Annotated in this window: 21 protein-coding genes and 2 pseudogenes; 12 read left to right on the forward strand and 11 right to left on the reverse strand. The window is 54.4% G+C overall.

Annotated elements, in window-relative coordinates; translation table 11 throughout:
- Positions 1 to 1,018: 1,018 nt before the first annotated feature.
- From proX to DES54_RS16310, 7 genes and pseudogenes are all read right to left on the reverse strand, one after another.
- Positions 1,019 to 2,023 carry a glycine betaine/L-proline ABC transporter substrate-binding protein ProX gene (proX, locus tag DES54_RS16280; protein WP_113869157.1) on the reverse strand — a complete coding sequence of 335 codons (1,005 nt, stop codon included), beginning with the start codon at positions 2,021 to 2,023 and terminating at the stop codon, positions 1,019 to 1,021.
- A 97-nt stretch (positions 2,024 to 2,120) separates the two neighbouring features.
- Complete coding sequence (gene proW / locus DES54_RS16285; RefSeq protein ID WP_113869159.1) at positions 2,121 to 3,335, reverse strand: glycine betaine/L-proline ABC transporter permease ProW; 1,215 nt, start codon at positions 3,333 to 3,335, stop codon at positions 2,121 to 2,123.
- Positions 3,328 to 4,555: pseudogene (gene proV / locus DES54_RS16290) on the reverse strand (glycine betaine/L-proline ABC transporter ATP-binding protein ProV). The gene proW and the pseudogene proV overlap by 8 nt, the downstream one beginning before the upstream one ends.
- A 571-nt stretch (positions 4,556 to 5,126) precedes the next feature.
- The gene (gene hpxZ, locus DES54_RS16295; RefSeq protein ID WP_113869161.1) at positions 5,127 to 5,513 is read right to left on the reverse strand and encodes an oxalurate catabolism protein HpxZ; all 387 of its coding nucleotides are present in this window, start codon (positions 5,511 to 5,513) and stop codon (positions 5,127 to 5,129) included.
- On the reverse strand, positions 5,513 to 6,916 hold the full coding sequence (locus DES54_RS16300; protein WP_113869163.1) for an AtzE family amidohydrolase: 1,404 nt from the start codon (positions 6,914 to 6,916) through the stop codon (positions 5,513 to 5,515). Before DES54_RS16300 ends, hpxZ begins: the two co-directional genes overlap by 1 nt.
- Entirely contained in the window at positions 6,913 to 7,110 is a 198-nt protein-coding gene (gene hpxX / locus DES54_RS16305; RefSeq protein WP_113869194.1) for an oxalurate catabolism protein HpxX, read from the reverse strand. The genes DES54_RS16300 and hpxX overlap by 4 nt, the downstream gene beginning before the upstream one ends.
- A 24-nt stretch (positions 7,111 to 7,134) precedes the next feature.
- Positions 7,135 to 8,721 (reverse strand): gamma-glutamyltransferase family protein, encoded by a 1,587-nt coding sequence (locus DES54_RS16310; RefSeq protein ID WP_113869165.1) that lies wholly within the window; start codon positions 8,719 to 8,721, stop codon positions 7,135 to 7,137.
- A 277-nt stretch (positions 8,722 to 8,998) separates the two neighbouring features.
- Here DES54_RS16310 and DES54_RS16315 point away from each other — a divergent pair, with 277 nt between their 5' ends.
- From DES54_RS16315 to hpxK, 7 genes are all read left to right on the forward strand, one after another.
- A complete protein-coding gene (locus tag DES54_RS16315) occupies positions 8,999 to 9,838 on the forward strand; it encodes a MurR/RpiR family transcriptional regulator (RefSeq protein ID WP_113869167.1) in 840 nt (279 codons plus the stop codon).
- A gap of 305 nt (positions 9,839 to 10,143) precedes the next feature.
- Positions 10,144 to 10,929, forward strand: coding sequence for a transporter substrate-binding domain-containing protein (locus tag DES54_RS16320; RefSeq protein WP_169050515.1), 786 nt, complete (start codon positions 10,144 to 10,146; stop codon positions 10,927 to 10,929).
- Positions 10,930 to 10,939: 10 nt separating this feature from the next.
- Positions 10,940 to 11,608 carry an amino acid ABC transporter permease gene (locus tag DES54_RS16325; protein ID WP_113869169.1) on the forward strand — a complete coding sequence of 223 codons (669 nt, stop codon included), beginning with the start codon at positions 10,940 to 10,942 and terminating at the stop codon, positions 11,606 to 11,608.
- A complete protein-coding gene (locus tag DES54_RS16330; RefSeq protein ID WP_205680235.1) occupies positions 11,608 to 12,261 on the forward strand; it encodes an amino acid ABC transporter permease in 654 nt (217 codons plus the stop codon). Before DES54_RS16325 ends, DES54_RS16330 begins: the two co-directional genes overlap by 1 nt.
- Positions 12,242 to 12,985: an amino acid ABC transporter ATP-binding protein gene (locus DES54_RS16335; protein ID WP_113869173.1), complete on the forward strand. Its 744-nt coding sequence runs from the start codon at positions 12,242 to 12,244 to the stop codon at positions 12,983 to 12,985. The genes DES54_RS16330 and DES54_RS16335 overlap by 20 nt, the downstream gene beginning before the upstream one ends.
- Before the next feature lie 67 nt (positions 12,986 to 13,052).
- The gene (locus DES54_RS16340) at positions 13,053 to 14,297 is read left to right on the forward strand and encodes a pyridoxal-phosphate-dependent aminotransferase family protein (protein WP_113869175.1); all 1,245 of its coding nucleotides are present in this window, start codon (positions 13,053 to 13,055) and stop codon (positions 14,295 to 14,297) included.
- The gene (gene hpxK, locus DES54_RS16345; RefSeq protein WP_113869177.1) at positions 14,294 to 15,556 is read left to right on the forward strand and encodes an allantoate amidohydrolase; all 1,263 of its coding nucleotides are present in this window, start codon (positions 14,294 to 14,296) and stop codon (positions 15,554 to 15,556) included. The genes DES54_RS16340 and hpxK overlap by 4 nt, the downstream gene beginning before the upstream one ends.
- Before the next feature lie 56 nt (positions 15,557 to 15,612).
- Here the strand turns inward: hpxK and DES54_RS16350 are convergent, their stop codons facing one another.
- Both DES54_RS16350 and DES54_RS16355 read right to left on the reverse strand, forming a co-directional pair.
- Positions 15,613 to 16,380, reverse strand: a complete 768-nt coding sequence (locus DES54_RS16350) for an amidohydrolase (protein ID WP_113869179.1) — start codon at positions 16,378 to 16,380, stop codon at positions 15,613 to 15,615.
- Positions 16,368 to 17,525 carry a pyridoxal phosphate-dependent aminotransferase gene (locus DES54_RS16355; RefSeq protein WP_113869180.1) on the reverse strand — a complete coding sequence of 386 codons (1,158 nt, stop codon included), beginning with the start codon at positions 17,523 to 17,525 and terminating at the stop codon, positions 16,368 to 16,370. The genes DES54_RS16350 and DES54_RS16355 overlap by 13 nt, the downstream gene beginning before the upstream one ends.
- A 153-nt stretch (positions 17,526 to 17,678) precedes the next feature.
- On the opposite strand from DES54_RS16355, the gene DES54_RS16360 reads away from it, so the two are divergent.
- The 3 genes from DES54_RS16360 to DES54_RS16370 are packed head-to-tail and all read left to right on the forward strand — an operon-like array spanning position 17,679 to position 19,536.
- On the forward strand, positions 17,679 to 18,293 hold the full coding sequence (locus DES54_RS16360) for a methylthioribulose 1-phosphate dehydratase (protein WP_113869182.1): 615 nt from the start codon (positions 17,679 to 17,681) through the stop codon (positions 18,291 to 18,293).
- Complete coding sequence (gene mtnC / locus DES54_RS16365; protein WP_113869184.1) at positions 18,290 to 18,994, forward strand: acireductone synthase; 705 nt, start codon at positions 18,290 to 18,292, stop codon at positions 18,992 to 18,994. The genes DES54_RS16360 and mtnC overlap by 4 nt, the downstream gene beginning before the upstream one ends.
- Positions 18,991 to 19,536, forward strand: coding sequence for a 1,2-dihydroxy-3-keto-5-methylthiopentene dioxygenase (locus DES54_RS16370; RefSeq protein WP_113869186.1), 546 nt, complete (start codon positions 18,991 to 18,993; stop codon positions 19,534 to 19,536). The genes mtnC and DES54_RS16370 overlap by 4 nt, the downstream gene beginning before the upstream one ends.
- A gap of 122 nt (positions 19,537 to 19,658) precedes the next feature.
- Here DES54_RS16370 and mtnA read toward each other — a convergent pair whose 3' ends face one another.
- Entirely contained in the window at positions 19,659 to 20,699 is a 1,041-nt protein-coding gene (mtnA, locus tag DES54_RS16375; RefSeq protein ID WP_113869188.1) for an S-methyl-5-thioribose-1-phosphate isomerase, read from the reverse strand.
- A gap of 143 nt (positions 20,700 to 20,842) precedes the next feature.
- Between mtnA and mtnK the strand changes: the two genes are divergently transcribed.
- On the forward strand, positions 20,843 to 22,045 hold the full coding sequence (gene mtnK, locus DES54_RS16380) for an S-methyl-5-thioribose kinase (protein WP_113869190.1): 1,203 nt from the start codon (positions 20,843 to 20,845) through the stop codon (positions 22,043 to 22,045).
- 28 nt (positions 22,046 to 22,073) lie between these two features.
- On the opposite strand, the gene yajD is transcribed toward mtnK, so the two are convergent.
- Positions 22,074 to 22,424: an HNH nuclease YajD gene (gene yajD, locus DES54_RS16385; protein WP_113869192.1), complete on the reverse strand. Its 351-nt coding sequence runs from the start codon at positions 22,422 to 22,424 to the stop codon at positions 22,074 to 22,076.
- 548 nt (positions 22,425 to 22,972) lie between these two features.
- Between yajD and DES54_RS16390 the strand changes: the two are divergent.
- Positions 22,973 to 23,444, forward strand: a pseudogene (locus tag DES54_RS16390) (Hcp family type VI secretion system effector).
- The last annotated feature ends 119 nt before the right edge of the window (positions 23,445 to 23,563 follow it).

Consider the following 23,563-nt stretch of genomic DNA (forward strand, 5'->3'; position numbering starts at 1 on the left):
TGAATGCTATGATCGGCATAACTCAGTCCGGTTGGTGATTTGTTTTGATTTGGCGATTGATCAGATCGCTCAAACCGGATTGAGTTCCCTTCAGTGATCTACTATTAGGCGCAGTTATTTAGCTACCATGAACGGGGCTATTTTTCAATTTTGCAGATATTCGATATTTGCCAAGGTCGCAGAACGCGATTTCACCAGCAATGAAGAGCGGTTGTATGCGATCTTCATCGTCACTGTTTTCCCTGATACCTTGCAGTTGACCTCAGGGCAGCGGCCTACGACTAAGACCTCAATATAACCAGATGTACAAGAACGAGAGTTGGGGGTGGACAGGCATCTGATAAGATATTTTCTTCCACATGCGGCGCCATTATCCCAAAGACCATCTGAGACAGTGACTACTCTATAGTCCATACGAAGAATCTGGTCTGTGGATATATTACATCCCTGGATAAGATCGTTAACGCGGGTGGCATTGTTACCATAGAAACTGGTCGTTCCAACGTCTGCAAATGCAGGCACAGACATTGTTAAAATTGTTGAAAAACATGTAATGGCGAGCAAATTCCTTATTTTAATTTGTCTATCCTCTTTTGTGCTTATACTCTGTATTAGGTTGTCTAATTGATAGCTGGTTATTTATTTTCCAGTAATCAAATTTAGTTCCGTCCATGAAAAACCAGATAACGCACATGACCTCTCCATCCTCAAGCGCTATGTAGTCGTGTGAGGCGTTGAGTTGAGAATCGATGTAACGTTACCTACAGGCAAAAGTGTGACGTTTCATGTCAGATTAATCAATCAGTTTTCTTTCTGATATCTATCATTTAACTGAAACATGCGTGAAAGGTGAAGCGGAGGGCTTTGCTGCCTAACCAATGTGCTCGCCATTCAGGTAGGGATAAGCTCACGGCGCTACATGGATAGCTATAGCTAGCCACCACATGGCTATTACATATAAGGGGAGGGGAGGACATTAGTGCCTCCCCTGGCAAGGTGGGTGTGAATGAAAAATCGCTTATTTAGCTGCTTCGGCTGCGGTTTTTACCCAACCGTCAAACTGCTGCTGGTGGGCTTTGATCCAGCCGGTCACATGACGTTCGATATCCTGCTGGGAGCCTTCGCCTTGGTGCATACGCAGGTTCTGCGCATTGATATCAGCCAGCGGTAATTTCATGATGGAAAACAGTTTTGCCGCCGCCGGATTTTTTTCCGCCCATGCTTTATTGGCGGCAATTTTCATGTTGTTGACCGGGAAGCCGTAGTCAGCGCCGTTAGGCAGCTTGGTGCTGCTTCCTTTCATTTCTCCCGGTTGAGAAGAGAACGGCACCTGTAGCCATACCACGTCACGTCCCGGAACCAGCACATCGCTGACCCAGTACGGTGTCCAGGTATAGTAAAGAGTGGGTTTACCTTCTTTGTAGCGGGTAATGGTATCGGCAATCAGGGCGGCGTAGTTCCCCTGATTATGTTCGACGGTGTTAGTCAGTCCATAGGCGCTGATATGGTTATTGATCGCCGCTTCACAGCCCCAGCCTGGATTACAACCCGTTAAGTCAGCTTTTCCATCGCCATTGGTGTCAAACAGTTTGGCGATGTTCGGATCTTTGAACTGCGCAATATTAGTGATCTTATATTGATCGGCGGTTTTTTTATCGATCAGGTAACCCTGAGCGGCGCCGGAAACATATTCACCCTGACGATAGAATTTAGCGTCGCCGCCAGCGGAAGCATACATGTCAGCCTGAAGCGGATCCCAGTTTACGGCAATGAAGGTGGTATCACCGGAGGCAATCGACGTGTAGGCGACGTTGTAGTCCACTTCACGAATGGGTTGTACCTCATAACCCAGCTTTTCCAGTGCCCGGCTGACCAGCAGTGTCTGGAATGTTTCTTCGGCGATGGTGCTTTGCACTGGAATGACCTGAACGCCTTTGCCGGGGAGTTCGTCAGCGGCGGCATAGAGCGATGTACTCACTAGTGCGGTGGTCAGGGCGGCTGCCCAGATTTTTGTTTTATGCATTATGGTTCCCTCTTTTTTGTGTAGTGTGAAGCGGGCGCTAAATCTGGTATTGCTGGTATTGGATATTGCCGGTTGCCAGGCAACCGGCATACAAGCATTACTGCTTGATGAAGGGGCGGGCGATCAAGCCGACAGGACCGGTGGTATACCAGCTTTTATTGCCCTTGGCGCGCTGGTCGCGACCCAGTGATTGGGTGAGGCGGTCGAGAATGATGGCCAGAATAACGATACCGACGCCACCGACGGCGGCCAGTCCCATATCCAATCGACCGATACCGCGCAGCACCATCTGGCCTAAACCGCCGACGGCGATCATGGAGGCAATCACCACCATCAACAGCGCCAGCATCAGCGTCTGGTTTACGCCCGCCATGATGGTCGGCATCGCCAGCGGCAACTGGACTTTAAACAGCATCTGACGCGGGCTGGCGCCGAAAGATTCCGCCGCTTCAATCAGATCGGCCGGCACCTGACGGATCCCCAGAATAGTCAGACGAATAATCGGCGGCAGGGCAAAAATGATGGTCACCACCACGCCCGGCACATTACCGATACCGAACAGCATGACGATCGGCACCAGATAGACAAATGCCGGCGTTGTCTGCATCGCATCCAATAGAGGACGAATCACTCTGGCCGCGCGTTCGCTGCGCGCCAGCCAGATCCCCATCGGCAAACCGATCAAGATGCAGAAGAACAGCGCCGTCAGCACCAACGCCAGCGTAATCATCGCCTGCGACCACGCGCCGATGGCGCCGATGGCGATCAGGGAAATCAGCGTTGTCACGCCCATGCCCAGACTGGACATTTGCCAGGCGAGCAGCGAGAACACCAGAATGGCGATCGGCGCGGGCATGCCGAGCAGCAATTGCTGAAAACCGCTCAGAATGAAATCGACAGGGACGCGCACCCCCTGAAAAAGCGGTCTGAAATGCAGCACCACCCAGTCGATCCCGGTTGTGACCCAGCTATCGAGCGGGATCAGCGTATCCTTGAACGGATCGAGCAAGTTGAAGTGTTCCGGTGTTGCCGATGTGGTGTTGTTCTGCCAGTCGGTGCTTTGCGATGCCGCGTCCGCACCGTCTGGCGCCGGCGCGCCGTTCCATGCGTCGGTATCGCCGGACGCGTTCTGCGTGGACCAGGGATCGGTTTGCGGCGCGGCATTCTGTCCGGTTGGCGCGTCTTGCGTGGTGGACGCCCAGGGATCACTCGGTGCCGCGGCGTCGTTCTGGCTCTGATTTGTTGCTTGTTCGGGGCTTTGTTCCTGTGGGGTATTGGTGTTTTCCCACGGATTCGATGTTGATTTACTCATTGGTCACTCCTTCCTTATCCAGCGCCTGTAGCAGCATTCCTTTGGAAATGATGCCAATGTACTCGTCGTTTTCACCAATGACCGGTACAGCGCAAGGTGCTTGCGCCACCTGAGAAATCAGTTCATTGAGCGACATATCGGCAGGTACTGGGGTTGGAGTGGAAAGCAATGCCTGCGCCAGCGGCTGTTGCGCTTTCAAGGCTTGTTTCAGCGAATAAATCGACACGATACCAATAAATTTTTGTCTGCGTTCCAGCACATAACCGTAATCACGGTCTTCATCCTGAAGGATCTTCAGGGCGGATCGCGGGCCGACGCCCGGTGTTTTACGGATCAGCGTCACCGGACGGCGGCGGGCGATATCCTTGGCGCTGAAGACATGGCTGATATCCACGCAGCGGAAGAAGGTGCGAACATAGTCGTTCGCCGGATTATTCAGGATCTCGTCTGGGGTGCCAACCTGAATGACTTCACCGCCATGCATAATGGCAATACGGTCGCCGATACGCATCGCTTCGTCCAGATCGTGCGAAATGAAGACGATGGTGCGCTGGTTGCGAGACTGAAGTTTGATCAACTCATCCTGCATTTCTGTCCGGATCAGAGGGTCGAGGGCGGAGAACGCTTCATCCATCAGCAGGATATCGGGATCATTCGCCAGCGCACGCGCCAGACCAACACGCCAGCGCACGCGCCAGACCAACACGCTGGCGCATCCCGCCGGAAAGTTCATCCGGGTAGGAACCGGCATAGGCTTCGAGTCCGACCTGTTGCAGCGCATTCAGCGCTTTCTGTTCACGCTCCGCTTTCGGTATTCCGGCGAGCTCCATGCCGAACGCGGTATTGTTGAGAATATTCAGATGCGGCATCAGCGCAAATGACTGGAATACCATACTGATTTTCTTGCGGCGAACTTCACGCAACGCGGTATCGGATATCTGCGCGATATCCTCACCATCAATCAGAACCTGGCCTCTGGTCGGTTCTATCAGACGATTGAGAAGGCGTACCAATGTGGATTTACCGGAACCGGATAATCCCATGATGACAAATATCTCGCCTTCTTCAATGGCCAGATTAGCATTTTTCACACCGAGAGTGAGCCTGGTTTTTTCAAAAATCTGATCCTTACTCAAGCCTTTGTCGATCAGCTTGAATGCGCGGTCAGGATGCTCGCCAAATACCTTGTAAAGGTTTTTTACTTCAAGTTTTATTGCCATGAAATTATTGTTTTCCTATGGTCATTTATAATTCTATAACATCGTCCTGATAATAGTTAAACGCGATCTACCCTACCATAATGAGATTCTGAGACAACCCCTGGCAGTCTGATTAACCTGCGGAAAGGGGCGATGATTAATGTGATATTCATACCATTTTCCGCTTTTTGTTTTTAGCGATATTTCTAATTTTACGGTTGCGTATTTTTATTTAAAATATAATATTTTCAATATGTTATGTATTTTTATTTTTGTGAAATAAATAGTTTTTCTTAGCCGGAATTTACGCGTCAATTATTCATCGATTTAACGGGGGAATATAAGTTTGAATAATCGATGAATAGCGGGTTACAGACAGCGGAATAGCGCGATTTATGTGCATAAATAATTGTGCAGATCATCGCCATACTAATTGAGTATATACCCAAATAATTTGAGTTGCAGGAAGGCGTTAAGGCTGACGATGATCGTCTGGGAATAGCCGTGCATGGGGGATAGCGGCACGACGCCTGAGCCGGTTTGATAACCGGCCGACGTCGCGTAGGTATTGGCGGGATAGGGAGCGGCGACGCTATTCGCTCATCAGACTGACGTGGGCGGCAACGATGCGCCAGCCTTCGGGCATTTTCACCCAGATTTGCATCTGACGTCCGGTTTTTGCGCTGCCTTCACGCTGAAACTCTATGCTTGCCACCGCCATATGCTGGCCGTAGGTAGTGATAACCGTATTCTGTAACTGGCGATCCAACCCGGCGGAAGGGCGGGCCAGACGAAAGGCGCGGATTTCCTCAATGCCGTACAGGTTTTCTCCCGCGCCATAACGAACGGTGCGCACATCGTGCCAGAACAACTCATCCAAAACGTCGATATCATTGCCGGTCAGCGCTTTTTCATAACGATGGAAGGCGAGAGTGACTTCAGCCAGTACATCGGGCTGATTAATATCATCATGCAACATTAACGTGACTCCTGAGAAAAAGAACCAATAGCGGTGATGCCCCGTTGCTCCAGCATCCAGGCGGCACGCAGGCAGAGATCTTCACGCCACGGCGCGCCGATAAGCTGAATACCGATCGGCAAGCCGTTGTCGGTCATGACCGGCACGGTGACTACCGGTAAGCCGACGAAGGAAATCGGCTGCGTCAGCATTCCCATGCTGGCGCGCACCGGCAGATCGACGCCGTTGATGTGCATCGTCTCTTGCCCAATCAGCGTCGCGGTGCAGGGCGTGGCTGGCGCAATCAACAGGTCGGTATGTTCAAACAAGGATAAAACTTGTTGACGGAAATGATCGCGGAAACGCTGCGCCTGTACGTACCAGGCCGCCGGGATCATGGCGCCCGCCAGCAGACGTTCACGGGAAAGCGGTTCAAACAGTTCCGGGCTTTGACGCAGGGCGGGGAGATAGTGATTGCCTCCTTCGCTGGCGGACATGATAAAGGCGGCGGTTCGCGCCAGATCTGCATCAGGCAGGGTGAGGCTGGTTGGCGCATTCAGCGCGTCGGCAATTTTTTGTACGGCGGTTTTTGCCTCATTGCCGCTCCACTCGGCGAAATAACCCGCCAGAACCGTGCAGCGCAGACCATGATCGCCTGCTTCCAACAGAGGAGCGCAAGGCAATGGCGCACGTTCTGACTGGAAACGGTCTGCGTGGTCGCGCCCTTGTAGCGCATCAAACGCCAGCGCCAGATCTTCCGTGCTGCGCGCCAACGGCCCAATATGGTCGAGACTGGCGACAAACGGCTGGCTGCCGCTGCGCGACAAGCGGCCAAAAGTGGGTTTCAGGCCAAAGATCCCGCACAGAGAAGCCGGAACGCGGATTGATCCATTGGTATCGCTGCCGAGGGTAAACGTCACCAGACCGGCGGCAACCGCGGCGGCGGAACCACCGGATGAACCGCCGGCGACGCGTTGTTGGTCAAGGGGATTGCGGGTGGCGCCGTAGTAACTGTTCTCCGTGGTAAAGCCATAGGCGTAGGCATCCATATTCAGCATGCCGGAAAGTAATCCTCCCTGATTAGCCAGTCGCCTGATGGCAAAAGCATCCTGTCCTGCGGGCGCACGCTGACTGAATAACTGCGCGCCCGCCAGCGTGGTTGCCCCTGCGACGTCAAACAGATTTTTTACCGCATACGGCACGCCTGCCAGCGGCGGCAACGTTTCACCGCGCATCCGCATCCGATCCACACGATCCGCTTCATCCAGCATGCGTTGATGGGTGATCTGCGTATAGGCATTGATGTCGGGATTGGCCTGCTCAATGGCATTCAGGGTTTGTTGCGCAATTTCCCTGGCGGAGAACTCGCCAGCCAACAGCCCTTGTCGCGTCTGTTTAATGGACAGCAACGGAAATTCACTCATAGTTGGTATACCCCGGCGATTTCCTGTCGATCATCCAGCGGGAAATTCATCAGCGGTTGCGCCATCGCATGAATGCGGCTGAACTGGATCAATAGCGCCTGATGCCGTTCGTGGCTGAGTTGCAACGAATGCAGCGTCGCCATTTGTTGCAGATAGGCCGCCAGTACTTCGTTATCGATCGGTTTGGTTGACATCATATTTTCTCCCGGCAAATAAAATTAAAAACCTACGGCGCTGCCGTTGCTACGGGGATCGCTCGCCCCTTCCAGCATGCCGCTGGTATGGCGGACGATCGCGCCGGCATGACCCACGGTTTCGCTGAAGTTGCTGAGTAGCTCAACGTCGTGGCCGAGCGAGCGCAGCGCGTCAAGCGTCGCGGGTTTGAAACGATCTTCAAGTTTCAGGGTATCGGACGACTGGCCCCAGGTTCTGCCCAGCAGCCAGCGCGGTGCGGTGATGGCCTGTTGCAGCGGCAGGCCCTGAACCACATGACGAATAAACAACGCGGCCTGAGTTTGAGGTTGACCATCGCCGCCCATCGCGCCATATACCAAGGTGCGGCCATCGGACAAACGCGCCGCCGCGGGGTTGAGCGTGTGGAACGGCTGTTTGCCGGGTTCCAGCGCCAGCAGATGGTAGGGATCGAGGCTGAACGACGCGCCCCGGTTTTGCCAGAGTACGCCGGTGCCTGGCAGAACGATACCGCTGCCAAACTCATGATAGATACTCTGAATGAAAGAGACGCAAAGCCCGCTGCTGTCGCAGACGCCCATCCATACGGTGTCGCCGGGGCCTTTCCCCGCCCCCCACGGCGCCGCCTGGCGGGTATTGATTTTTCCGGCCATGGCGCGGAGCGCGTTGGGCGCCAGCAACGCCTGGATATCCTGCGTGATCAACTGCGGATCGGTAATAAAGCGATCGCGCAGGGCGAAAGCCAGTTTGGTGGATTCGACGATACGATGGATCGTCTGGCTATCGCTTAAATCTTCCATCCCCAAGTAATCGGTCAAACCAAGAATGGCGAGGGAAACCAGCCCCTGCGTCGGCGGCGCAAGATTGTAAATATCCCCTTTGCTGTGTTTGAGACACAGCGGCGCGGCGCGTTTGGCGCGATAGCTCGCCAAATCTTCACCGGTCAGCGGCATACCCAGTTGCGTCATCTGGGTGGCGAAACGCTCGGCCAACGAACCCCGGTAAAAGCTGTCCAGCCCTTCCAGCGTCAGCAACGTCAACGTATCCGCCAGATCGGGTTGAGTGAAACGGCTGCCTGCACGCGGGATCGCGCCCTGCGGCATAAAAATGCGGCTGAATTCCTGAAAATCCGCCAGTTCGTGGTAGCGCTGCGTCAGCGCATCTTCCTGAGATTGGGTCACCGGGATGCCGTCTGCGGCATAGCGGATCGCGTCAGCCAGCAAACGGGCCAACGGCAAGGGAGGGCCGCCAAGCGCCTGTGAGAACGCCAACGCTTCCTGCCAGCCGCCGACCGTACCGGCAACCGTTAACGCGGCTTTAGGGCCGCGATGCGGGATACGCGCTTCTCCCTGATAAAAATCGCGGCTGGCGAGAGAACCCGCGGCGCCGCTGGCGTCAATGGCGATCGGCTCGCCATGCGGAGGTAAAATTAACCAGAATCCATCGCCGCCGAGTCCATTCATATGCGGATACGCCACGGCGATGGTGGCCGCCGCCGCGACCATCGCTTCTATGGCATTGCCGCCTTCACGCAGGATGGCTTGCGCGCTGGCGCTGGCCAGATGATGCGGGGTAACCGCCATACCCAGCGGGGCGGTATTACTTTGTATCATGCCGTTATTCCTTTTCTCTGTTCGGCTGTAGGGGGGAAGACATTAAAACGGCGGGTGCTGTCATTTTCGGTTATCGCCGTTTTTGTTCTGCATCGTGACGCGTTCTCACTGTTGCTGTAGAGCTTCCAAGCAAACCCTGTTCCAGTTTTTTCATCACGAATGCTTATGGGGATAAAAATAGCCTGCCTGTGTTATGTTGCGATGAAATAAATGGTGAAGCTGAAACAAAAGTTGCAGACTGAGTCGGTGACAGACAGGCAGTAACAGGTGACAAGGCATGAAACAGATTGATGAACGGTTACGGGGGCGCTACAGCGAACTTTCTCCTCAGGAGCAGCGCGTCGCAGATTTTATTTTCGATCATTTCGATGATTTGATTAGCTACAACAGTGCGGAACTGGCGCGTCTCAGCGGCGTCTCCAAGGCCACCGTCAGCCGTTTATTCAAGCGCCTGGGTTACCCCAGTTATCGTGAGATGCGCGAGGAATTGCGCACCTTGCGTCAGAGTGGCATGCCGCTGGCGGATAACCGTGATGCGGTGCAGGGCAATACCTTGCTGGCACGGCACTATAAGCAGGAAATGGCGAACCTGACTCAGTGGATGCAACACATTGATGCGCTACAGTTCGGCGCGGTGATTGAGGCGATGATGCAGGCCCGGCGTCTGTGTATTGTCGGTTTACGCAATAGCTATCCGGTGGCGTTGCACCTGCGTCAGCAACTGGTGCAGATCCGCCAGCAGGTGATATTGCTGGCCCAACCGGGACAAACGTTGTCGGAAGAATTGGTGGACTTGAACGCGCAGGATGTGGTGGTGGTGGTGGCGTTCCGCCGCCGTCCGCGGCTTATCCAGCCTTTGCTGGCGCAATTGCACAAGCAAAAGGTCCCGACCATTCTGCTTTGTGAACCACAGGCCAACGCCTTACTGCCGCTGGCAAACTGGTCCTTGTGCGCGCCGCTGGACAGCGTCTCCGCCTTTGACAGCTACGCTTCCGCCATGAGCCTGGCGAATTTGCTCAGTAACGCATTACTGCATGAAATGCTGCGTGACGGGCGTCAGCGGATTCATCATATCGCCGATCTCTATAGGGAACTGGATGAACTGGAGCAGCGATAACGGGGCGCAATAATGGTGCTTTTGCACTTTTTTAGGGCGAAACGGATCGGCCTTTTTCTTTTCGTCCGCGCCGCCAACAGGAAAACCATCGGTAACCTCATTTTCCTTTTCTCAATGTTGGACAACAGATAGCGCGAAGCAGGAATGACGGATCGGTTCTGAGGATGAAAAATCCGCTTATCTCTGATCCTGGCATACTCTTTGCTTTATTTCTGCAACGATAGTTTCATTTTTGCTAATTAAGAATCTTTCGTTTCAATGAAACTTAACCGGGGACAGATATGATGTTGATCAACAAGCTGGGCATCAAAAAACGTTTACTGGCAATGGCGGGCGCGGTGCTGTTAATGGCGCAGGCGGGCGGCGCGATGGCCGACCAATTACAAGATATCGAAAAGCGCGGCGTGCTGCGCGTTGCCGTACCACAGGATTTTCCGCCATTTGGTTCAGTGGGAACCGATCTCCAGCCGCAAGGTTATGACATTGATATCGCTCGCTATCTGGCGCAGGAGATGAAACTAAAGTTACAGCTTGTCCCCGTCACCAGCGCCAACCGCGTGCCTTATCTGCAAACCAATAAAGTGGATCTGGTGATTTCCAGTCTGGGCAAAAATGCCGAGCGCGAAAAAGTGATCGATTTCAGCCGCGCTTATGCGCCGTTCTTCCTCGGCGTATTTGGGCCGCAGGCCGGCGAAGTCGCCGCCCCGGAAGCATTAAAGGGGAAAAGCGTCGGCGTAACGCGTGGCGCGGTGGAGGACATGGTGTTAACGGAGATTGCCCCGAAAGAGGCGCAAGTTAAACGTTACGAAGATAACAACACCACGCTGTCGGCCTATCTGTCGGGTCAGGTGGAGTATATCGCCACCGGAAATCTGGTGGTGGCGGCCATTGCCGAGCAGAACCCCGCTAAAGCGCCGGTGGCGAAATTCATGCTGAAAGATTCGCCGTGCTACATCGGCCTGAAAAAGAATGAGTCCGCCCTGAAAGCCAAAGTCGATGCGTTGATTGAGCAGGCCTTGAAAGACAACACGCTTAATAGTCTGTCTGAAAAATGGCTGAAAGCGCCGCTGCCGGACAGCATCAAGGCATAAGGGAGACGCCATGACCTATCAGCTTGATTTTGCCGCGCTATTGCCGTTCTGGACGGAACTGCTGGCAGGTTTGTGGGTGACCATTAAGCTGACGGCGATGGCGACCCTCGGCGGTATCGCCATCGGTATCTGCGGCGCGGCGTTGCGCAGCGGCAAGCCCTCTATGGTCGGCAAACTGTGGGGGATTTATGTTGAATTGATACGCAACACGCCGTTTGTGGTGCAACTGTTTTTCATCGTGTTTGGCTTGCCGAGTCTGGGTTGGAAACTGACCGCCGGCGAAGCCGCGTTGCTGGCGATGCTGATAAACCTGGGCGCTTACAGCACCGAAATCATCCGCGCGGGTATTCAGGTCACGCCGAAAGGCCAGTGGGAAGCCGCCCGCGTGCTTGGGCTGACGCGCAGCCAGACCTTTTTCCGGGTCATCCTGCCGCCGTCGTTGCAGCGGGTTTATCCGGCGCTGGTCAGCCAGTGCATCATCGTGATGCTGGGATCGTCGGTGGTGTCGCAGGTCTCCTACGAGGAACTGACCTTCGCCGCCAATCTGATCCAATCACGTACTTTTCTGAGTTTTGAGGTGTATCTGGTGACCACGCTGTGCTATCTGGCGTTGTCCATTCTGATGCGTCAACTATTACTGCTGGCGGGCCGGCGCTTTCTGGGGACGGCACAACAATGATGACATTCACTGACTGGGATATCGTCCGCAACCTGCTGCTGGCGGCGCGTTGGACGCTGTTGTTGTCGCTGACGGCGTTTATCGGCGGCGCGGCGGTGACGTTTCCGCTGATGCTGCTGCGCCTGACCAGACGCAAATGGCCGACGCGATTCATTCGGGTTTACTCAGAACTGTTTCAAGGCACGCCGCTGTTGATGCAGTTGTTCCTCGCGTTCTTCGGTTTGGCGCTGTTCGGCATCGACGTCAGCCCCTGGACGGCGGCGGCGCTGGCGCTGACGCTGTTTACCAGCGCGTTTCTGGTGGATATCTGGTGCGGAAGCATAGAGGCGCTGCCGAAAGGCCAATGGGAAGCCTCGCGCTGTCTGGGACTGAGCTTTGGACAAACCCTCTATCGAGTGATTGCGCCGCAGGCGATGCGCATCGCCATTGCGCCGACGGTGGGATTTTCCGTGCAGGTGATTAAAGGCACGGCGTTGGCGTCGATTATCGGTTTTATCGAGTTGACGAAAGCGGGAACCATGCTGAACAACGTGACTTATCAGCCTTTCAAAGTCTTTGGCCTGGTGGCGCTGGGCTACTTCCTGATGTGTTATCCGCTTTCCTATTACAGCCGCTATCTGGAGAAGAAATTCAATGCCGCTCATCACTATTAATCAGGTACAGAAATATTACGGGCAGAATCATGTCCTGAAAGGCGTCGATCTGGATATTGAAATGGGCGAAGTGATTTCAATTATCGGCCGCAGCGGTTCGGGTAAAAGCACCTTGCTGCGCTGTATGAACGGCCTCGAAGGGTATCAGGAAGGCAGCATCAAGCTGGGCGGCATGACTGTGACCGACCGTGACTCGCAGGCGCGGGAGATCAGCCGCTCGGTGGGCATGGTATTCCAGAATTTCAATCTGTTCCCGCATATGACCGCGTTGGAAAACGTGATGCTGGCTCCGCGCCGGGTACTGGGGAAATGCGCCGCGGAATGCCGCGAACTGGGCGAACAGATGCTGAACAAAGTCGGGCTTGGCGAGCGTATCGACTATTACCCGGGCAATCTGTCCGGCGGTCAGCAGCAGCGGGTGGCGATTGCGCGCGCGCTGGCGATGAACCCGAAAGTGTTGCTGTGTGATGAAATCACCTCTGCGCTGGATCCTGAACTGGTGGGCGAGGTGCTGAAGGTGTTGGAGCAGCTTGCCGCAGAGGGCATGACGCTGATTCTGGTGACACACGAAATGAACTTTGCCCGTGAAGTCGGCGATCGGGTGGTGTTTATGCATCAGGGCAAAATCTGGGAGCAGGGCGACAGCAAAACGCTGTTCACTAACCCGCAGACCGCCGAACTCAAGCAGTTTATCGCGTCTGTACGCGGGTTATCGGAGGCGTAATTTACGCGGGAAAAATGATAACCGAAAAAGAATCCCTATTAAGCAATAAGCATTTGGAGCTATAAAAATGAACAATGAACGGTTCGCCCAAATCAATCCACCTCACCGCCTGCTGATGGGGCCGGGCCCCATCAACGCCGATCCGCGCGTGTTACGGGCGATGGCCAGTCAACTGATTGGTCAGTACGACCCGGCGATGACCAATTATATGAATCAGGTGATGGCGCTTTACCGTCAGCTATTCCGTACCGAAAACCGCTGGACGATGCTGGTGGACGGCACGTCGCGCGCCGGAATCGAAGCGGTTCTGCTGTCGGCTATTCGCCCCGGCGACAAAGTGTTGGTGCCAGTGTTTGGGCGTTTTGGCCATCTGTTATGTGAAATCGCCCGTCGGTGCCGCGCGGAGGTGCATACCATCGAGGTGCCGTGGGGCGAAGTGTTCAGCCCTGAACAGATTGAAGATGCGATTAAAACGGTGCGTCCGCGCATCCTGCTGACGGTGCAGGGCGATACGTCCACCACCATGCTGCAACCGCTGGCCGAATTGGGCGATATCTGTCGTCGTCACGGCGTGTTGTTTTATACCGACGCTACCGCCTCGTTCGGCGGAAACGAACTGAAGACGGATGCCTGGGGGGTGGATGCGGTATCCGCCGGGTTGCAAAAATGTCTCGGCGGGCCGTCCGGCAGCGCGCCCGTTACGCTCAGCCCACGGATGGAGGCGGTGATCCGCCGCCGTAAATGCGTTGAGCAAGGCATTCGTACCGATGCCCATCAGGATGGCGATGACGAAATGATCTATTCCAACTATTTCGATCTCGGCATGGTGATGGATTATTGGGGGCCGGAGCGTCTGAATCATCACACGGAAGCCACCAGCATGCTGTTTGCCGCCCGCGAGTGCGCCCGCATTATTCTGGAAGAAGGTCTGGATCAATGCATCGTGCGTCATGCCTTGCACGGCAAGGCGCTGGTCGCCGGTATTCAGGGCATGGGGCTGAATACCTTCGGTGATCTCAATCACAAGATGAATAACGTGCTGGGCGTGGTGATCCCCGATGGGATCCACGGCGAGCAGGTGCGCAAAATCCTGCTGGATGACTTCGCCATTGAAATCGGCACCTCATTCGGCCCGTTGCAGGGCAAAATCTGGCGCATTGGCACGATGGGCTATAACGCGCGTAAAGATTGCGTGATGCAAACGCTGAGCGCACTGGAAGCGGTGCTGAACCGTCTGGGATTCCGCTCGGTTCAGGGCGCGGCGCTACAGGCGGCCTGGAATTGCTATGCCAGCGATGAGGGACGTGCATGAGTCATCCCCTGATGCCGGAGTCCGTGGCTGTTGCGGCGGCGGAACAGATTATGTCGCGTTGCGACGTGCTGGCGGAAATCAGTGAAACCGCCGGTCAACTGACCCGTGTGTATCTGTCCGCGGAGCATCTGCGCGCCAATGCGTTGGTAGGGACGTGGATGCGGGAAGCCGGCATGCGCGTCTGGCAGGATAGCGTCGGCAATATTTGTGGCCGTTATGAAGGGCTACAGCCGGATGCGCCCGCGCTATTGATGGGATCGCACCTTGATACGGTACGCAATGCCGGACGTTATGACGGTATGCTGGGCGTACTGACCGCCATTGAAACGGTGCGTTTTCTGCATCAACAACAGATTCGCCTGCCGGTGGCGCTGGAAATTGTCGGATTTGGCGATGAAGAAGGCACCCGGTTTGGCATTACCTTGCTGGGCAGCCGTGGTCTGACGGGCACCTGGCCGGATAACTGGCTGCGTTGTCAGGACAGCCAGGGCGTTAGCGTGGCGCAGGCGCTGGATGCCGCCGGTTTGGATGCGCAAGCGATCGCGCAGGCGGCCAGGTCGGTCAGCGACATCGTCGGCTATCTGGAACTGCATATTGAGCAAGGGCCGTGTCTGGAACAGGTGGATCTGGCGTTGGGCGTGGTGACGGCGATTAACGGCGCTCGTCGGCTGAACTGTACTTTTCAGGGCGTGGCCGGACATGCGGGAACGGTGCCGATGACCCAGCGCCGGGATGCGCTGGCGGCGTCGGCTAACTGGATGATGGAGGCGGAAACGCTGACCAGAGAAAGCGATCCTTATCTGGTGGCGACGTTCGGCACGTTACAGTGCTTGCCGGGGGCGGCCAATGTGATCCCCGGCGAAGTGCGCTTAACGCTGGACATTCGCGGCCCGGAAGACGCGCCGCTGGATGCGTTGCTGCAACGCTTGCTGGTATCCGCCAATGAGATTGCCCGCCAGCGCGGATGCCGGTTCGAGGCGGAAGAATATTACCGGATTGCCGCCACGCGTTGTGATCCGACATTGCAGCAGCAGTTGAGCGCCGCGGTGATGCAGGTGCAGGGGCGCAACCTGTTGCTGCCAAGCGGAGCGGGACACGACGCGATAGCCATCGCCGAACGCTGGCCGGTCGCCATGCTGTTTGTGCGTTGTCGGGGTGGCGTGAGTCATCACCCTGATGAATCGGTGATGACGGGGGATGTGGCGCAGGCATTGAGGGCGTTGTACACGATGGTGCGGCAAAGCGGGGCTGCGGGCTGATAGCCCGTTTTTATGCGGCGGCGCTGAATGAAAGGGTTAGCCGCCGCCTCTCGGCGTTACAACGAAAAACGATCCGCGTCACGCCATGCCGGGAATGCTTCCCGATAGCTTTGCAGCGCTTCCAGCGATAACTCCGCATCCAGACGGGCGGGTTGACTGGCGGGCGCGGACGCCAGAACCTCACCCTGAGGGTTAATGATCAGGCTGTCGCCGCGATAGCTGTGGCCGTTGCCGTCGGTGCCGACGCGGTTACAACCGGCGACGTAAGCCTGATTTTCAATGGCGCGGGCCGCCAGCAGCGTCTGCCAGTGGGCGGCCCGCGGCGCCGGCCAGTTGGCGACATACAAGGCCAAATCATAATCTTGTCGGTTACGCGACCACACCGGGAAGCGCAGGTCGTAACAAATCAGCGGACAGATGCGCCAGCCGCGCCATTCAAGGATCAGACGTTCCGCGCCAGCCTGATAATATTGATGTTCATCCGCCATACGGAACAGATGACGCTTGTCGTACTGGTAAACACCGCCCTGCGGATCAACCAGCAGAAAACGGTTTACCGCGCCTTTGGGGGTTTGCACGGCAATGCTGCCGCCGATCAGCGCGTTGGTTTTCTGCGCCCATTGATGCAGCCACTGCTCGACCACCGGCTGCGCCAGACTGCGCTTTGTCGCTTCCATCGCAAAACCGGTGGTGAACATTTCAGGCAACACGATCAGATCGCGATCGTTGAGGTCAGTCAGCAGCGAATCAAAATGGCTCAGGTTGGCTGCGCCATCCAGCCACGCCAACGGTTGTTGCAGCAGTGAAAGTTTTAAAGTCGACATAAACGCTCCGCGGCGGCATCCAATGTAGCTTCCTGTTTGGCAAAGCATAGCCGAATTAATTGATGAGGAAACGGCTGGGCGCAGAATACGGAAAGCGGAATGGCGGCGACGCCTACCTTCTCGGTCAACCAGCGGCAGAAACTGACGTCATCCTGATCGGAGATGGCGCGGTAATCAACCAGCAGGAAATAGGTGCCTTCGCAGGGCAGAAGCTCAAAGCGGCTGGCGGCCAGGGCATGAACGAAACGATCGCGGCGGGCGCGATAAAAATCCGGCAGTTCGCGCCAGTGCTGTGGCTGCTCGCGCAGCATGTCGGCAATGGCTAACTGGGCGGGCGTGTTGACCGAAAAAGTCAGATATTGGTGAATTTTGCGCACTTCCGCGCTCAGCGCCGCCGGCGCGACGCAATAGCCCACTTTCCAGCCCGTCATATGGAAGGTTTTACCAAATGACGACACGGCAATCGCGCGTTGGCGTAAAGCCGGATGCGCCAGCACGCTGGCATGGCCTTCCGGCGCGAAGCAAATGTGCTCGTAGACTTCATCGCTCAACACATAGATCTCATGCGCAGCGATGGCCTGCCACAGTTGTTGGAAATCGTCTTTGCGCCAGACGGTGGCTGACGGATTGTGCGGCGTATTCAGGATCACCAGCCGGGTGCGATCGCTCAGCAGGGCGGAGAATTCCGCCCAGTCGACGCGAAATGCGGGCGGTTGCAGCGCCAGACGTTTTAGCTCGCCGCCAGCCAGCGCGACGGCAGGCGCATAGCTGTCATAGCTGGGATCGAAACAGATCACTTCATCGCCGGGACGCACTAGCGCCGCGATGGACGCGAACAGCGCTTCCGTCGCGCCGGCGGTGACGGTGACTTCCGCATCGGCATCCGGTTTCCAGCCGTACAGTTCGGCTGTTTTCCCGGCGATAACCTCACGCAATGGTGCCACGCCGGTCATGGGCGCGTATTGGTTCGCCCCCTGGCTGACATGATAGGCCAGACGCTGTTGCAGATAAGCGGGGCCATCAAAGTCAGGAAAACCCTGCGAGAGATTAATGGCCTGATGTTGCTGGGCCAGCGCGCTCATCTGGGTAAAAATGGTGGTGCCCAGTGAGGGTAATTTACTGTCGGGAATAAGCGTGGCGCTCATGACGGGATAGGACTCCTGCAAACCTGTATTGCCTGACAATATAACACGATGCTAGTATTTGGCAATCAAGACGCTTGGACGTTTAAACGGCTAAATACCGTTAAATGCTAAGTCATAACTAAAAGTACTAAGTACTGGCAAATGGGAAGTTTCATGACGGAAAACCTGCAACTTACGGCTCTACTCGCCGCCTGCCGCTGGATAGGGCAAAAAGGCTGGTGTCCGGCGACCGGGGGCAATATGTCCGTGCGCCTTGATGAGCAACGGTGTCTGATTACCGAATCGGGTAAGGATAAAGGCAGCTTGCGGCAACAGGATTTTTTGCTGGTGGAAATTGCCGCCAATCACGTTCCCAGCGGCCGCACGCCATCGGCGGAAACCGGCCTGCATACGCTGTTATATCGCACTTATCCTCAGGTCGGCGCGGTGCTGCACACCCACTCGGTGAATGCGACCGTCCTCTCGCGGGTAGAAAAAAGCGCGGAACTGGTGTTGCAAGGCTATGAGATGCAAAAGTCGCTGGCCGGGCAAACAACCCATTTGGATCGCGTAGTCATCCCGATTTTTGATAATGATCAGGATATTGCGGCGCTGGCTGATCGGGTGGCGACGTTCGCGAAGCATCAGTCGCTGCGCTACGGCTTTCTGGTGCGCGGACACGGTCTTTATTGCTGGGGAGAAACGGTGACAGAGGCGCGTCGTCATTTGGAAGGGCTTGAGTTTTTGTTTCAGTGTGAATTACAACGCCGACTGCTGGAGGCCAAATGAGTCAGAGCGACGGCATTAAAGCGATAGTGACGGACATTGAAGGCACCACCAGCGATATTCGTTTTGTACACAACGTGTTGTTTCCTTATGCTCGCGCACGTCTGGCGGATACCGTGCGCCGGCAGCGGGACAATCAGGAGATCGCACAGGCTCTGGCGCTGTTGCGTCAGGAACTGGCTAGGCCCGATGCGGATGAAGAGACATTGATTGCCGCGTTGCATCGGTTTATGGATGAAGATCGTAAATCCACCGCACTCAAGCTGTTGCAAGGCATCATTTGGCGTTCGGGTTATCACCACGGCGATTTCCGTGGACATCTCTACCCGGAAGTGGCCCGGCAACTTGCCGACTGGCATCAGCAAGGCATTGGTCTGTATGTCTATTCGTCGGGGTCGGTTGAAGCGCAGCAACTGCTTTTCGGTTACAGCGAAGCGGGGGATTTACGCCCGTTGTTCCGTGATTATTTTGATACCCGCGTCGGCGCAAAACGTGAAACCGCCTCTTACCACGCCATTGCGCGTTCCATTGGTTTACCGGCGGCGCAGTTACTGTTTCTGTCGGATATTCATCAGGAACTGGATGCCGCAAAACAAGCGGGCTGGCATACCTGTCAGCTTATTCGTCGTGATGCCGATGACGTGAGTCGTCACCCTCAGGTGGCGAGTTTTGACCAGATCGATTTACAGGAGTATTTCCAATGAGCGCACTGACCATCTTTAGTGACAGCGATGCAAGCCAACCGATTTGGCACAGCCGGGAGGGTGAAGCCATCCGTCAGCAACTGGCCGATATCGGCGTGCGTTTTGAACGCTGGCAGGCCAATAAGACGCTGAGCGACGCGCCTTCTACCGAAGAAGTGCTGGCGGCTTACCAGCATGAGATCGACAAACTGGTAGCTGAAAAAGGTTATCAGAGTTGGGATGTGATCAGTATGCGCGCGGATAACCCGCAGCGTGCGGAACTGCGCGCCAAATTTCTGTCTGAGCACACGCATGGCGAAGATGAAGTGCGTTTCTTTGTGGAAGGGGCGGGGTTGTTCTGCCTGCATCTGCAAGGCAGGATTTTCCAGATCCTGTGTGAGAAAAACGATCTGCTGTCCGTGCCGGCAGGCACGGCGCATTGGTTCGACATGGGGCCGGAACCGCACTTCACCGCCATCCGCCTGTTTGATAACCCGGAAGGCTGGATCGCGCATTTTACCGGCGATAAGATCGCGGATGCTTACCCGAAATTAGCGGATTAACCTGTTTATGGGCGCCAGTTTGACTGGCGTTTTTTCCCGCTATGGTATCTGGCTGCTTAACGCCAGAAGCTGAGCCGCATAAAAACCGCGTGGGCCAGTCCGTCGATTGGCGCGGCGTCCAATCACGCTTTCCTCTCCTCCAGCGCTGAGCGAAATATCCCTTCCTTCACCGCCTGCGGCGTCACCACCCCGGTATCCAATACCCAGCCGCTGATAAGTTGCGATGGCGTGACATCAAACGCCGAGTTGTAGACCGGCGCGTTTTGCGGCGCCCACTGGCAGTTGCCGAAACTGCCTGAGACACCGGTCACTTCCGTTGCGGCGCGTTGCTCAATCGGAATGGCGTGACCGTCCGGGCAGGCCGGATCGTGCGTGGTATGCGGCGCGGCGACGTAGAACGGGATTTGATGATAGTGTGCTAATACCGCCAGACTGTAGGTGCCTATCTTATTGGCGACATCCCCATTGGCGGCAATGCGATCCGCGCCCACCCATACGGCATCGACTTTACCTTGCGCCATCAGGCTGGCGGCCATCGAATCGCAAATCAATTGATAAGGGATCGCTAATTCACCCAATTCCCATGCGGTAAGGCGTCCGCCTTGCAGCAATGGTCGGGTTTCATCAACCCATACCTGTTGGATTTTCCCCTGTTGATGCGCGCGCAGCAATACGCCGATCGCCGTGCCGATCCCGGCGGTCGCCAGTCCGCCGGTATTACAGTGCGTCAGCAGCCGACTATTGGGTTTCACCAGCGTCACGCCGTGAGCGGCAATCTGTTCGCACAGCGCACGATCTTCCGCCACCAGCCGCAACGCTTCCTGCATCATGGCGTTGACGAATTGCGGTTGCGCCAGCGCTTGCTTCATACGGTCCAGATTATTCATCAGATTAACCGCCGTGGGGCGGGCTGCCCGCAATGTTTCCAGCGCCAGCGCCAACGGTGGCCGGGGTAATCCCGCTTCTGCCAGCAGCGCCAGCAACAGACTGGCGGATAAGCCAATCAACGGCGCGCCGCGCACGCGTAATGTCTGGATATGTTCCACCAGCGACGCCACATCCGGGCAGGGACACCAGCGTTTCTCCTGTGGCAACGCCTGCTGGTCAAGGATCCACAATTGATTATCAATAATTTTCAGGCTGGTTGTGTTAAGTGTCTTCATGAGTGGTTAAATCCATGTTGCGTTATTGCTCTGATTTTCTTATTCTGCCAATATGTAAGATGGATGTATAGACGTCCACACGCTTTTATGTCCAAAAAGCCTTTCTCACCATGAGGTGAGCGCAAAATAATAAGGGGTTGGCAATGTCTGTTTACCGCACCTTTACGGCGGATGATGCCGTGGAATACGCCCGCCAGTATGGAGGGGTGAGCGATCCGCACTCGCTGGTCGCCGCCGAGGAAATTGGCGACGGTAATCTGAATCTGGTGTTTAAAATTCGCGATACGCGCGGGGTAAGCCGGGTGATTGTCAAACAGGCGCTCCCGTATGTTCGGTGTGTTGGCGAGTCGTGGCCGTTGACGTTGGATCGCTCGCGCATTGAGGCGGAAACGCTGCTGGCTCATGCGCAATTCTGTCCGCAGCATACGGTGGCGGTGTTACATCACGATGCGGAACTGGCGGTGATGGTGCAGGAAGATCTTTCCAATTATCGCATCTGGCGCAGCGAGTTGATTCAAGGCGTCAACTACACGCAGGCGGCGATTAAACTGGGCGAATATCTGGCGCAGGCGCTGTTCCATCACTCCGATTTTTATCAATCACCTCATGATAAGAAAGCGGCGGTGATCCGGTTCACCAATCCTGAACTGTGTCAGATCACGGAAGATTTGTTCTTCACCGATCCCTATATCGACCATGAAAGAAATCAGTTTGAGGCCGCATTAACCGCCGATGTGCAGGCCCTGCGCGACGATCATACACTGAAGCTGGCGGTTGCCGGACTTAAACATCGCTTTTTGAGCAAGGCCGAAGCATTGCTGCATGGCGATATTCATAGCGGCTCGATTTTTGTGGCGGAAGGCCGCCTGAAAGCAATTGACGCCGAGTTCGGTTTCTATGGGCCGATGGGATTTGATGTAGGCACCGCAATCGGCAATTTGTTGCTGAACTATTGCGGTTTGCCGGGCCTGCTGGCGCCGCGTGAAGCGGCAGCCAACCGCGAGCAGCGGCTTGCTGATATCTGCGCGCTATGGAATACCTTTGCGGCGCGTTTCCTGTCGCTGAGTGAGCGCCATAGCCGTGAGCCTTCGCTGGCGCAACCGGGCTATGCCGAACTGTTTTTACAACAGGTATGGCAGGATGCCGTCGGTTATTGCGGCACCGAACTGATTCGCCGCACCATTGGACTGGCGCATGTCGCCGATCTCGATAGCATTCAGGATGATGAATCCAGAACGGAATGTCAGCGCCAGGCGTTGGCGCTGGGGCGAACGCTGATTCTGGCCGCACCGCATATCGTCAGTGTGGAAGCGTTGTTGGCGCGGATACGGCAAAGCGGCGCTTAGAGTTGATGAAATCGCGTTGGCGGAGTGTCTATTTTTTCCCCTTCTCCAGCATCGCTTTCAGATCGGCAAAAGGATTGTGAGTGGCGAGGCCGACCTCTTTCTGGGCATCTTCGCCGGCTATCACGGTTGAACCGTACATATCCGCGTCGGTATATTTTGAATGCTCATGATCGTGGCAATACAGACACAGCATTTCCCAGTTGCTGCCATCTTCCGGGTTATTGCTGTGATCATGATCGATGTGATGCACGGTTAATTCACGCAGATTGGAATAAACGAATTCACGCGAGCAGCGACCGCAAACCCACGGAAAGAGTTTGAGCGCTTTTTCACGATAGCCGCTTTCGAGCTTCGCATAGTTTTTCGGGATGTAGGCCATGAGCGAGATGCCATTATTGGATAGCAAACGGTCATATTACCCTGATTGATTGGTGGTATAAATGGATAAGAGAAAATGTTTTCGATCTGGTCGCTCAATACCTTTAGGGAGAGTGCTGAGTTGTGTCGCGGCGGTGCAGGCGAATCAGGATACGGCAAAGGCATTTTGTTTTTAGCGATAAATAAAATACAAAGCGTACACTAATTATAATGTAGGTTTATGCGCCTGGATGTGATTATTAATTCAATATGTCGGTAAGGCTGATTATCATGAAATGTTCAAGTTTGGATTTTAATTTATCAATAATATATTACATATAATATTATTAGTACGACCAAGGAAATTGCTTTTTTCTGATCCTTAATTCTATAATTATGACTATTTTTTACAAAAAAAATTACGATTGTAAGAGATATGTTTCGAGAAGATATTTTTTTATGGCTAGCTTTTAATGTTGACTAAGATCAATACTTATCCCTTTTTTTTACGAAAAAAAAAGCGTTATAACGTCATTGTTTGGGAATATACTGACACAAGGAACTGTATTAATGGCTAATTTTATTTTTATGAAAATAAAAGGGCAAACACAAGGACTCATATCTGAAGGATGTTTGAGTATTAACTCTGTAGGGAATAAGCACATATCTGGTCATGAGGATGAAATATTTGTCTATGCGACAAATTATGATCTGACTAGAGATAGAAATGTAAATCATCATCCATTCTCAATAACAAAAGCAAATGATAAGTCAACACCATTATTATTAACTAGTATAGCAAGCAATGAGGTTTTGGAATGTGAATTAAATTATTATAGGACATCTTCCTGTGGAGCACAAGAGAACTATATGACAATAATTTTAAGAAAAGCGTCCATTGTAAATATATCAAATCAAAATCCAAACTCATAATGATATGCAACCGTTTGAAAATATAGACCTTCGCTATGAAAGTATAACCTGTTGCCATAATATAGCAGGCACGTCTGGATATAGTATTTTAACTGAATATATGTACTAACATATAATGAATAATCCTATTTGACTAAATAACTGCGCCTATTACCGCTCCACTTTTGTTAGTCCAGGTTTGTTGCCTGGGAAAGGTGATGCGGTTTTAATAAATTGTCTGACATTTTT

The organism is Brenneria salicis ATCC 15712 = DSM 30166, assembly GCF_003315515.1.
Taxonomy (GTDB): Bacteria; Pseudomonadota; Gammaproteobacteria; order Enterobacterales; family Enterobacteriaceae; genus Brenneria; species Brenneria salicis.